The organism is Alcanivorax profundi (assembly GCF_003597125.1).
In the GTDB taxonomy this organism is placed as follows: domain Bacteria; phylum Pseudomonadota; class Gammaproteobacteria; order Pseudomonadales; family Alcanivoracaceae; genus Alcanivorax; species Alcanivorax profundi.
The window spans coordinates 161,566-173,143 of the sequence record NZ_QYYA01000002.1; the positions used below are offsets into that span (position 1 = coordinate 161,566).

The 11,578-nt window shown below is 60.1% G+C and carries 11 protein-coding genes; 5 read left to right on the top strand and 6 right to left on the bottom strand.

All coding sequences use genetic code 11. The annotated features are described in order from the left end of the window. Nucleotides 1-148: 148 nt before the first annotated feature. Nucleotides 149-1,921 (bottom strand): cyclic-di-GMP receptor FimW-related protein, encoded by a 1,773-nt coding sequence (locus D4A39_RS06000; protein WP_022985366.1) that lies wholly within the window; start codon nucleotides 1,919-1,921, stop codon nucleotides 149-151. Between the two features lie 206 nt (nucleotides 1,922-2,127). After that, on the bottom strand, nucleotides 2,128-3,135 hold the full coding sequence (epmB, locus tag D4A39_RS06005; protein WP_031226451.1) for an EF-P beta-lysylation protein EpmB: 1,008 nt from the start codon (nucleotides 3,133-3,135) through the stop codon (nucleotides 2,128-2,130). A gap of 45 nt (nucleotides 3,136-3,180) precedes the next feature. Here epmB and efp point away from each other — a divergent pair, with 45 nt between their 5' ends. Both efp and epmA read left to right on the top strand, forming a co-directional pair. Beyond that, on the top strand, nucleotides 3,181-3,750 hold the full coding sequence (gene efp, locus D4A39_RS06010) for an elongation factor P (protein ID WP_022985368.1): 570 nt from the start codon (nucleotides 3,181-3,183) through the stop codon (nucleotides 3,748-3,750). Between the two features lie 2 nt (nucleotides 3,751-3,752). Then, a complete protein-coding gene (epmA, locus tag D4A39_RS06015; protein ID WP_022985369.1) occupies nucleotides 3,753-4,688 on the top strand; it encodes an EF-P lysine aminoacylase EpmA in 936 nt (311 codons plus the stop codon). Nucleotides 4,689-5,212: 524 nt separating this feature from the next. Here epmA and D4A39_RS06020 read toward each other — a convergent pair. Next, nucleotides 5,213-6,130 (bottom strand): alpha/beta fold hydrolase, encoded by a 918-nt coding sequence (locus D4A39_RS06020; RefSeq protein ID WP_119917704.1) that lies wholly within the window; start codon nucleotides 6,128-6,130, stop codon nucleotides 5,213-5,215. A 196-nt stretch (nucleotides 6,131-6,326) separates the two neighbouring features. Here D4A39_RS06020 and D4A39_RS06025 point away from each other — a divergent pair, with 196 nt between their 5' ends. Together D4A39_RS06025 and D4A39_RS06030 are read left to right on the top strand one after the other, a co-directional pair. Further along, nucleotides 6,327-7,217: an alpha/beta hydrolase gene (locus D4A39_RS06025; protein ID WP_119917705.1), complete on the top strand. Its 891-nt coding sequence runs from the start codon at nucleotides 6,327-6,329 to the stop codon at nucleotides 7,215-7,217. An 88-nt stretch (nucleotides 7,218-7,305) separates the two neighbouring features. After that, entirely contained in the window at nucleotides 7,306-8,556 is a 1,251-nt protein-coding gene (locus D4A39_RS06030) for an alpha/beta hydrolase (RefSeq protein WP_119917706.1), read from the top strand. Between the two features lie 148 nt (nucleotides 8,557-8,704). Here the strand turns inward: D4A39_RS06030 and D4A39_RS06035 are convergent, their stop codons facing one another. The 3 genes from D4A39_RS06035 to D4A39_RS06045 form a co-directional block, all read right to left on the bottom strand. Beyond that, nucleotides 8,705-9,340 carry a DUF502 domain-containing protein gene (locus tag D4A39_RS06035; RefSeq protein WP_119917707.1) on the bottom strand — a complete coding sequence of 212 codons (636 nt, stop codon included), beginning with the start codon at nucleotides 9,338-9,340 and terminating at the stop codon, nucleotides 8,705-8,707. 98 nt (nucleotides 9,341-9,438) lie between these two features. Then, nucleotides 9,439-9,942, bottom strand: a complete 504-nt coding sequence (gene greB, locus D4A39_RS06040) for a transcription elongation factor GreB (protein ID WP_022985374.1) — start codon at nucleotides 9,940-9,942, stop codon at nucleotides 9,439-9,441. Between the two features lie 2 nt (nucleotides 9,943-9,944). Continuing rightward, nucleotides 9,945-10,367, bottom strand: a complete 423-nt coding sequence (locus D4A39_RS06045; protein ID WP_022985375.1) for a VOC family protein — start codon at nucleotides 10,365-10,367, stop codon at nucleotides 9,945-9,947. A 171-nt stretch (nucleotides 10,368-10,538) separates the two neighbouring features. Here D4A39_RS06045 and hemB point away from each other — a divergent pair, with 171 nt between their 5' ends. Continuing rightward, nucleotides 10,539-11,543: a porphobilinogen synthase gene (gene hemB / locus D4A39_RS06050; RefSeq protein ID WP_022985376.1), complete on the top strand. Its 1,005-nt coding sequence runs from the start codon at nucleotides 10,539-10,541 to the stop codon at nucleotides 11,541-11,543. Nucleotides 11,544-11,578: the final 35 nt, after the last annotated feature.

Sequence of the window (11,578 nt, forward strand, 5' to 3'; positions counted from 1 at the left end):
TTATGGCAACTTCCGAACAGCCGAAGCATGGAAACCCATACACCCAGCACAAGGGAAGCACCTGACCCATGGCAGAACAACTTCAGTTGCCGCATCCTCACGGCAAATTCAGTATTCAGGTGCCGGTATCCGCCACCCTCTTTTATTATTATAGGCTGGACCAGATAGAATCCAGTTCATCGTCCTCACCGTCCTCGGAAGGCGGCTTCGGTGGGGGAGTCGCAGGCGCCGCCAAATCCCGAAACGGATACTGACTGAACCCTGATGCCCCCTGCACGCGTCGCAGCAACTGTACGCGACTGGGCTCACCTTGCTCAACCAATTCCACCTTCACCCCCTCATTAAAACCTACGGTAGGGAGCAACAAGGTGGCAGGTTGCCCTACCGCCGACAATTCTGGCAACAGGATGGCGCGCATGTAATCACTTTCCTGTCCCTGTTTGCGCAGCGCCCGGGCCGCCACAGGCCGCCCGCCTGGCGCCAGCAGCTCCACACCAAAACGGGCACCGTGGTTTGGCAACTGCGTCACCCAGCGAACCACCGCCAGCATCCACTGGCTATGCGTACTGTCGCGAAGCGCCAGTAATTCTCCGGTGCGAAGCAGACTGGGGGTATTCCCCTGCCAGGAGAGGCAGTAGCCTCCCGGACTGGCATTGACCTTTTGACAGTGATAGCTCTCAGGCAATCGCACTTCTGCCGCTTTACTGCCGGTAGAGCTATCCATCTCAATGGTTTCACCGACGAAGTCAGACTGATACGCCGACGCCCAAGGGTCTGACTTATGCTGCTTTTCCTTGGAGGTCATCTTGATGTTCAGCAGGAAAGGGTTATTTTCTTCCTCTTCGCCCAGCACCGAAAGATTGCCTCGTTCGACGATAGCCTCAAAGGGCACCTTGCCAGAAAGAAAGTAGTGCACCCCCACCAGCCCGAAGCAAAGCTCGACTTCACCATTCTCCGGCATCCGCTTGAATGCGCGTTCGGTAAGTGCGCCCCAGACCTGTTGCAGGTGATCCATCAATCCTTCTTCCAGCCCCTTCGGTACCGCCAGGGTCTCCTCATCCGGATCACTGCGCCAGGCCAACATAGCTTCGGTCAGTTTCGCAGAATCGATGTAACGCCAGCTTTCAGAAGCCTGCGATGCATGGGTCCGGTAAACCGGTGGACGGTCGGCTTGCAGGTCAAACACAAACAAGTCGTCGTCGCTGCTGGCCTCACGGATGGAGACCAGTGACGCCCAGCTGTATGCCCCTTGATACACTAACGCCAGCTCCTGCTGGCGCAATTGATTGGGTTTGCTTGTTGCCAGCAGCAAACAGCGCGCATACGCCGCTTGAATCGTAGACTCGCCCCCCACATCTTCAACCGGACTATCGGCAATACCGTGAAGCTCTGCCAACAAGAACAGCTGATGCAACTCCAGCCAGAGGTTACGAGGGCTGGGGAAATACAACTGATAACAGCGCAGCAAAGTGTCGCCAAGCGCAGAAATCGCTCGGTGAATCGAAATAGTGATGGATTTACGGGCGGCCTTGTCGCCAAAACGACGCACCGCCCGGACAGAAACCAGCTTATAGCCGTTGGCGAGATGCCCTTGCAACGCCTGAGCCAGGCTCGCCACCCGGCGAGCCTTCTCCGGTAGCACCAGAGCCTGGTTCAGGTAATGTTTCTGGAGGGACTGGCAGACGTGCAGAATAGAAGGGCGGACAATTTCCAGTAACTGGAAGCGCACCTTGGAATCCAGCGGCAAGCGATTTAGCTCCTGAATGAACTGGTACAGCTGCTTGGCCGTTTCCCCCATGTTCATTACCGGCAGAGCGTCTACCCACTGCTGCAATTTTTTTGGCTGGTCAGCGCCTAGCGTCAGGTGCGGCAAGTCCTGCTCGGGCAGTTTCAACCGTACCGTCTGGGCTGGTTGCTCCATGAAGATAGTCCTTATCTCGGCGGCATCCAGGCTACCTGCGGGTTCTTGTTGAGAAACCCTTTGCGTAGCACCTATTCCCCCTGCGGGCCAGAAGCCAGCGCATGCGAGGCGCCAAACCGGGTTCCTTATTATGAGTCCTGTGTCACATGACTTTACGACACAGTTACATGACTGTAAATGTCGCAAGTTCTTGCTATTTCAGGCTTTCAGCCAGCGAGCACCGTTTTGGCCGCCTCACCCGGCTCTTCCCTGGACAACCGCGGAACCAGAAAGCCCGGCAAACGACCGCGCAACTGGTGATGCAGGCCCCTTGCCTGATCATCCGACACGGCAAAATGGGCCGCCCCCTGAACCTTGTCCAGAAGGTGCAGGTAATACGGCATAATCCCCCCCTCATGGAGACGCTCAGACAGTCTCACCAGCGTCTCAAGGTCATCGTTGACCCCCGCCAGTAACACGCTCTGATTCAGCAGCGTGATGCCGGCCCGCTGCCACTGCCGGGTACGCTCCAGCAGCGACGGCGACAGCTCCCGGGGATGATTGGCGTGCAACACCAGTACCGATCGCCAGCGCGGGTCGGCCATCAGCGCCAGCAATCCGTCGTCCAGGCGCTCCGGAATCACCACCGGGGTCCGGCTGTGAACCCGCAACCGCACCAGATGCGGGAGTGCGGCGAGCCCCTCCAGCAACTGCCCGAGGCGACGGTTGTTGAGCGTCAGAGGGTCACCGCCACTGAGAATCACCTCGTTGATATCCGGCCGCTCTGACAACCATGCCAGAGCCTGCTCCCAGCGCTTGCCGCTCAGATGGGTCTGGTAAGGGAAATGCCGGCGGAAGCAGTAGCGGCAGTGCACCGCACAGGCGCCCGTCACCACCAGCAGGGCGCGACCGTGATACTTGTGCAGCAGGCCAGGCACCGGGGTGTGATCGGACTCGTCCAACGGGTCGGCGGTGTACCCCGGCTGCTCCAGCAGCTCTTCCGGCACGCTCATGACCTGCCGCAACAGGGGATCATCCGGGTCACCGGGCGTCATCAACGCCGCATAGGCACGGGGCACCCGCAGCGGGAAATCCCGGGCCGCCGCCAGCTGTTCGGGCAATGCATCCGCTGCCAATCCCAGCATTGACAGCAGCTCCGCCGGATCCGTGATCAGATCGGCCTGCTGACGCCGCCAGTCGGGTAACTCCCAACCGGGCGCGTCCTGCGTTATCATTGCCAGCCTTTCCAATGCCATACATCAACCTTTGGAACATTATTTATGGCCAACTATTCTACCAGTGAATTCAAGTCTGGCTTGAAAGTCATGCTCGACGGCGACCCCTGCGCCATCATCGAGAACGAATTTGTGAAGCCCGGCAAGGGCCAGGCCTTCAATCGCGTCAAGCTACGCAACCTGAAATCCGGCAAGGTCTGGGAGCGCACCTTCAAGTCTGGCGACTCTCTGGAAGGTGCCGATGTCATGGACGTGTCCATGCAGTATCTGTATGCCGATGGCGAGTTCTGGCACTTCATGGACCAGACCACCTTCGAACAGAAAGCCGCCGATGAGGCCGCCGTGGGCGATGCCAAGCTGTGGCTCAAAGAAGAGGACGTGTGCGAGATCACCCTCTACAACGGCGAGCCGCTGTCCGTTTCCCCCCCCAATTTCGTGGAACTGGAAATCGTGGAAACCGACCCGGGCCTGAAGGGCGACACCGCGGGCACTGGCGGCAAGCCTGCCACCCTGACCACCGGTGCAGTGGTCCGTGTTCCGCTGTTTGTTCAGACCGGAGAAATCGTCAAGGTCGACACCCGTACCGGTGACTACGTGGGCCGCATCAAGAGCTAGGCGTGAGCGACTGGCTCCCCACCGCCTCCCTCGAGGCCATCAAGGCGCGCGCCGAGCTGCTAGGCACGGTGCGCGCCTTTTTTGATGCCCGCAAAGTGCTGGAAGTGGACACCCCACAACTGGCGCACTTCGGCGTCAGCGACCCCCACATCCAGTGCATACCGGTACCCGGCTACGGCTATTTGCAGAGCTCCCCCGAGTATCACATGAAGCGCCTGCTGGCCGCCGGCAGTGGACCGATCTACCAGACCTGCAAGGCATTCAGAGATGGCGAAGCCGGAGGGAGACACAACCCGGAATTCACCATGCTGGAGTGGTACCGCCCCGGCTTTGCGCTCAAGGAGCTGATCGACGAGTGCCTGGCGCTGCTGGCCGAGCTGTTTCCGGATGCCTGCCGTCAGCACTATCGCTTCCGCTCCCTCTTCCTGCAGGCCACCGGCCTGGACCCCCTGACCGCCACAGACGAAGCCTTGAGAAAATGCGCCGAGCATCATGGCGCCCCGGCAGGTCTGGAAAAAACCGCGGCAGTGGATTACTTGATGGCGACACAGGTCGAAACCACCCTGCCTGTCGACCAGCTCTCGGTGGTCAGTGACTTCCCCGGCTGGGCCGCCGCGCTGGCACAAACCCATGAGGACAGTGACGGCGCACTGGTCGCAAGACGCTTCGAGATCTATTACCGCGGGCTGGAGCTGGCCAACGGCTACCAGGAGCTCACCGACCCGCAGGAGCAATCGCGCCGCTTTCAGCAGGACAACGCCGTGCGAAAACAGCAGGGATTCCCCCCCATGGCTCCGGACACTCACCTGCTCGCAGCCATGAATCACGGCCTCCCAGACTGCAGCGGCGTGGCCATGGGGGTAGAAAGATTGCTCATGGCACAACAAAAGGCCGGCCGCATCGATCAGGTCATCAGCTTCCCCATGGATCGAGCCTAAGCTCCACCCCAGTAACGCCCCCCAAAAAAACAAAAGGCACATCGCGGATTAACGGGAATCGCCCACAGAGAACAGCCGTCTTTCCTCAGTACCCTTTGTGCCCTCTTTGGTGAAAATGCTTTTGATCTTGGTCCGGGATCGCGCCGCCAGCGAGCGTAGCGAAGGAACGCCCGCAAGGTGAGCGAGCGAAGAACCGACTCTCCTTGCAGGGTGTTTTCTATTTGTGTGTGGGAGCCTGCCTGCAGGCGATGTGGGAGAGAATCGCTTGCAGGCAAGCTCCCACAGGTGGCATCACCAGGGTACAGAGCGCGGATCGGTTTCTTTGTAGGAGCGTCGCTGGCGGCGCGATTTTGGGCGTTGGGAATCGCGCCGCCAGCGACGCTCCTACGGCAAAGGAGGATTAAATCAGGCTTTCCCGGAAATCCGCGATAAGCCAAACAAAAGGCCGCCCCCTCTGACAGGGGCGGCCTCATCCCTTCCAGCAAAAACAGCCCGCCACCGCGCGCTGTTCACTGTTCACTCTCTCATGCCACCGCTGGCTGTCCCACCGAATTGGCACGCCCCGCGGTTTCGGCAATCAGCTCACCCATACGCTGCAGCAAGGACGGCGGGAAGTCGTGCCCCATGCCCGGCAGGATCGCCAACTTGGCGCCGCGAATATGACGGGCAGAAGCTTTGCCGCCTGCAGGGCGAATCAGCGGGTCCGCGCCACCGTGAATAACGGTGGTCGGGCAGGTGATTTTCTTCAGCCAGGGCGTCAGGGCACCGGTAGCGACAATCCCCAGGAACTGGTTACGAATCCCCAGCGGGTTGATGCCGCGCGCCCAACACTGGCGATAAATGTCTGCCAGTTCGTCCCGCCCCTGGGGCAGAGTGCCCGCCAGCTTGCCCATCATCTCAAGACCGAACGCCACAAACTGGTCTTCTGTTTCAATCTTCACCCGCGGCGCCACCAGCGCCTTCAGGGCCTCCGGCTTCGGCGGCGGCACCAGACGGCTGTTGTTGCTCGACATGATGGAGCTAAGTGACAACACCCGCTCGGGGTATTTACCCGCCATCAGCTGGCTGATCATGCCGCCCATGGATGCCCCAACCAGGTGGGCCTTGTCGATGGCAAGCGCATCCAGCAGGCCCACGGTATCGTCCACCATGTCATGAAGCGTGTAGGGGGCATCGACAGACAGACCGATATAACCCCGCATGATGGCCGTGAGCGGACCATGCTTGAGACGCCGACGAATACGCGATGACTTGCCCACGTCCCGATTATCAAAGCGGATCACCCGGTAGCCCCGCTCAACCAGACTGTCGAGCAACGATTCCGGCCAGAACACCATCTGGGCAGACAGCCCCATAACGAACACGATCGCTTCCCCATTCTCGGGGCCACGGCTTTCGTAGAAAAGCTCAATACCATTGCTGGCGACTGTTCCTGACTGCATGACCTGCCTCAATGTCGTAAAAACCACACTGCAACATAGGCAAGCCGCCCGCATACCACAAGCTCGATCAACCCGATTGGCCTGTTATGCCGCAAACCTGACCCCAGGCGACTGTTTACTGGCCTCTTCACCCCTGCCATTCAGACGGAACGGCCATTAAGGTAGATGCCCTGAATAACAACACAGCGGATTCCCCATGAGTCTTCAGGCGACCCTCGTTAAAGCCGTTACCCGTCGCACCATCAAACGTTCAGGACTGAGTGATGAGCAGGTGGTTCGCCACCTTCGCAAGGTGTTCAACAGCACCCCCAGCCTGACCCTGATGCCTTTCGGGGTAAAACTCAGCCAGGTGGATCAGCCCCAGTTTCGTGGCGAACGCCTGAGTGTGGCGAACCCCGCCGTCACCGTGCTGTACCTGCATGGTGGCGCCTATGTTGGCGGCGTCACCCGCACCTACCACAACCTTGCCGGTCGTCTGGCCAAAAAACTGAAAGGCGAGGTGTATCTGGCCACCTACCCGTTTGCCCCCGAGCACCCCTACCCGGAGGCGGTCAATCGGGTCATGGAGGCCTATGAATACCTGCTGGGCCTTGGCAAACAGCCACAGGACATTGTGATCACTGGCGACTCCGCTGGCGGCGGGCTTACCCTTGCCACCCTGCTGCATATCCGTGACAAGGGTCTGCCACAGCCGCGCTGTGCGGTCCTGCTGTCGCCGGGCAGCAACGCCACTCCGGACGACCGCGTGCTGGATGCACTGGATGCCAGTGACGCCATGCTGTCAGCCGACATTGTGCGCTCGGCCATCAACCTCTATATCCCCAATGAAAATGACCGCGACCATCCCTATGCATCGCCCTGCAAGGGCAACTATGAAGGCATCTGCCCACTACTGATCACGGTCACCCCGGACGAAGTGCTCTATTCAGACAGCAAGCTGGTACGCCGGGCGGCCGAACAGGCGGGAGTGAAGGTGGAATGGATCGAGCGCCCCGGCCTGTTCCATGTCTGGCCGATCATGGTGCCGCTACTGCCGGAAGCCCGCCAGGATCTGAAACGCATTGTCGGTTTCATCAAAAGCCTCTGACCGCCTACCCTGCGACAGATTCGGTCATTGCAGCACTCTTTCCTGCAGCGTCTACTGAGACATCGCAGAATAACGACGGGAGCAGGCCATGACCGAACTGCCGCGCATCCGGCCGGAGGACTATTGTGATGATGATCTTCCCCGGCTGACCCAACCCTGGTGGCAAACCCTGCCACGCGGGTTTCACGCCATGCCAGACCACTTCCTGGCCGACAACGACACGCGCTGGCGCATCGATTACACCGCCGGCGTCGACACCCTGGCCCGCACCGGGCTGGCGTGCATGGCCGGCGCCGCCGCGTTGCCCGCCAGCCTGAATGTGCGCCAGCAAAAAGAAGAGCGCGACCTGGTGGCGTTTTATCGCCAGTATCTGGACAGCGGTGACCCGCAACACTTTTTCCGCCCGCCCACCGTGCGCCCCAGAATCCAGCGAGGCCCGGTGGCCCGCTACCACTTCCAGCCGGAAGACGGCCAGGCCCACACCCTGCAGTTTCGTTCCCCGTTCGACACCGTGAACCCGGCCCTGAGCGAACGTTACCAGGCACACCGTCGCAACCGCATTGCCTGCGCCCAACACTGGAAGCACCACGGCGAACCGCGCCCGACCCTGGTCATGATTCATGGCTTTGTGGCCGATCCGTACTGGCTGAACACCCGCTGGCTGGCCCTGCCCTGGTTCTACAAACAAGGGTTTGATGTGTTGCTCTACACCCTGCCCTTCCATGGCCGTCGCAAGGGCGCGCTGGCACCGTTCAGTGGCGCGCAGTTCTTCAGCCAGGGCATGGCCATGCTGAACGAGACCTTTGCCCAGGCGATTCATGACCTGCGCATTTTTCTCGACATGTTGCGCGACGAGGGCAGCCCGGCCATCGGCGCCACCGGCATTTCGCTGGGGGGCTACACCACCGGCTTGCTGTCCTCACTGGAAAAAGACCTGTCCTTCGCCATTCCCAATGTACCACTGGTCAGCATCATGGACCTGATGAAAAGCTGGTTCCCGGTGAACCTGCAGTTCCCGCTGTTCCACAAAGTATACGACACGGATCTGGCCGGCTTGCGCCAACTCACGGCGCTACACTCGCCGCTCACCTGGCCCTGCCAGGTACCCCACAAGGGCCGCATGATCATCGGCGGTGCCGGCGATCGTTTTGCGCCTCCCAAGCACAGTTTCCTGTTGAAACAACACTGGCAGGACTGCGATATCCACTGGTTCCCGGGCAACCACATGCTGCATCTGGATCAGGGGCGTTATCTGAAAGCCATGCGGGATTTCATGCACGATGCGCTGGCAGAGAAATCGGTGGAGTTGAGTGCGGAGAGAATGTCGGGCGAGTTTTGAGTTTCGAAGATCAAGACCTGGGCCTTCAAACGCCACAAACTTGTTGCCTTTCGAAACTCGCTTTTCGTGACTCGATTGTGAGGCCCTTTTAACTCCGCGCTGCCGCCCGGTTTTCCGGACTCCTGCAGCGGCTTCAGCGCGGAGCAGGTTACGGTTTTTTCGGGGAGTCTGTCTTGAACAACGATGCGGTGCCGGCGCCGCAGGCGACCACGGTTTTCATCATGTTTTCCACACCGATTTCCGGGTGCAGTTCCACCAGCGTTTCATCCACATGATAGATAAAGCCACTGGTGGGATTGGGGCCGGTAGGCACGAACACCGTAACGTGGCCATCGGCATGGCGGGATGTGACCAGGGCAGTGACCGACACATCCACGTTGCGGCCATACAGCCAGACCCGCGCCACCTCACCGCGGCTGAACGGGCTGTCGCTGCTGTTGCCCATCAGCTGCGCAATCACTTCCCGCACTGTGGTATAGCCGGGCAACCGGGTCATGACATTCTCTTCCCACTGCTGCCACAGCCAGCTGCCCAACCGGGTTGCCACCAGGGTACCAACCAGAAAACACAACACCATGACCGCCAGCACCGCCAGCCAGTCGGCTACAAATTTGGGCAGTCCAAAGGCATTGATGAACACCGAGGTAAACGGGGAAATCATGTCCGTCACCGTCTGGTAGATCCAGCGGAAAAAGAACACGATGATGGAGATGGGCAACAGAATGGTCAGCCCGCCCAGCAGGGATTTCCGGATAAAAAACCAGACGCGTCGGTTGGCTCTCATGGGCGAATAATTCCTCTGTTCGCAGGGTGGAAATTGTCTCGGCAATCTCCGCTGACAATGGCGGGGATGGGCTCACGCCTATTTCCGCCCTTCGGTGGTTACGCTTTCACGTACCAGATACGATTGATGAACAGACAACGCTCCCCCGCCGGGGTTCGCACTTCTACCTCGTCATCTACCTGTTTTTTCAGCAAGGCCCGTGCCAACGGCGCATCAATACTGATATAGCTACGCTCGGCATCAGTCTCGTCCGGTCCCACCAGACGATAGGTCTCAAGATCACCGTGCTCGTTTTCCAGCTCAACCCAGGCACCAAAAAACACCCGACTCTGGTCTTCCGGAAGCCGCTCTACCACCGTCATGTCATCCAGTCGTTTGCTGAGAAAGCGCACTCGCCGATCGATTTCCCGCAGCTGCTTCTTGCCGTAAATATATTCCGCATTTTCCGAACGATCCCCCTGAGCGGCAGCCTCCTGCACGGCCTGGGTCACCTCGGGACGCTTGACCTTCCACAGATACTGCAGCTCATCGTTCAGTTTGCGGTAGCCTTCCGCGGTAATGTACTTGGAGGCGGGCTTGCCCTTCGGTCGCCAGCGGCCCATGGCTACACCTCAAAAATCCGTTCCAGCTCGCGCAGCCCCTTGAATTCCAGGGTGTTCCCGGAGGGATCCTGCACGAAGAATGTGCCTTGCTCGGCAGGCTGCCCCATAAACCGCTCGCGAGGCTTGAGCAGAAACGGCCACTGGTGTTCATGGATCCGCGCCGCCAGGGTTTCCCAGCTCGCAAAATCCAGCACCACCCCAAAGTGAGGCATGGGAACAGGATGACCATCCACCTCGCTGTAGCCCTGGATCGGGGTGAGACCCTCACCCTTGTGCAACGATAACTGGTGGCCGTGCAGATCGATATCGATCCAGTTCGGGGCATCGCGACCACGGCGACCACCCAGCACCCGGACATAAAAATCTGCCGCGTCTTCCAGATCATTTACCAGAAAGGCCAGATGAAAGGCCGGCTGTTTTTCCATCGTCTACGGCTCTTGCTAAACTCTCGTGATTGCGTCTGATGTCATCTCTACGACCCGGCCTCAGGCACCGCGCCTGTGGGGATCGTCCCGAAGCCCGGATTGCCATGCACACATGGCTGCCACCGGCAGGGTTCGCATCAGGCGCCCCATGTTACTAGAGGATTCCACCCCATGTCTGTCACCCGTGCCCCCTGGCCCGCCACCCGTCTGCGTCGTATGCGCCGCGATGATTTTTCCCGTCGTCTGATGCGCGAGCACACCCTGACCGTGGACGATCTGATCTACCCGGTCTTTGTGCTGGAAGGCAGCAACCAGACCGAAGCGGTGCCGTCCATGCCGGGGGTCGAACGCATGAGCATCGACCTGCTGGTCAAGGAAGCGGAGGAGCTGGCCAGGCTGGGCATTCCCGCCATGGCCCTGTTCCCGGTGACCCCGTCGGACGTCAAAACCCTGGACGGCCGCGAGGCCTGGAATCCGGAAGGGCTGGCCCAGCGCGCCGTGCGAGCGATCAAGGCAGCCGTGCCAGAGATGGGCATCATCACTGACGGTGCGCTGGACCCGTTCACTACCCACGGCCAGGACGGCATCATTGATGACAACGGCTATGTGCTCAATGACGAGACCGTGGACGCCCTGGTCAAACAGGCCCTGTCCCAGGCCGAGGCCGGCGCGGATGTGATCGCCCCGTCTGACATGATGGACGGCCGCATCGGCGAGATCCGCAACGCCCTGGAAGCCCACGGCCACATCCATACCCGCATCATGGCCTACTCCGCCAAGTACGCCAGCGCCTACTACGGCCCCTTCCGGGACGCGGTGGGCTCCGCCGGCAACCTGGGCAAGGCGGACAAGACCACCTACCAGATGGACCCGGCCAATTCCGATGAAGCCCTCCATGAAATTGCCCTGGATCTGGCCGAAGGGGCCGACATGGTGATGGTCAAACCCGGCATGCCCTATCTGGACGTGGTGCGGCGGGTGAAGGACGAGTTCAAGGTACCGGTGTATGCCTATCAGGTCAGTGGCGAATACGCCATGCACATGGCGGCCTTCCAGAACGGCTGGCTGGACCAGGACAAGGTCATGATGGAATCCCTGCTGGCGTTCAAGCGCGCCGGGGCCGACGGTATTCTTACCTACTTTGCCAAGGCCGCCGCCATCAAACTGAACGGCTGATTTGCCAACCCGGGCCGGTGCGGCCATATAATGCA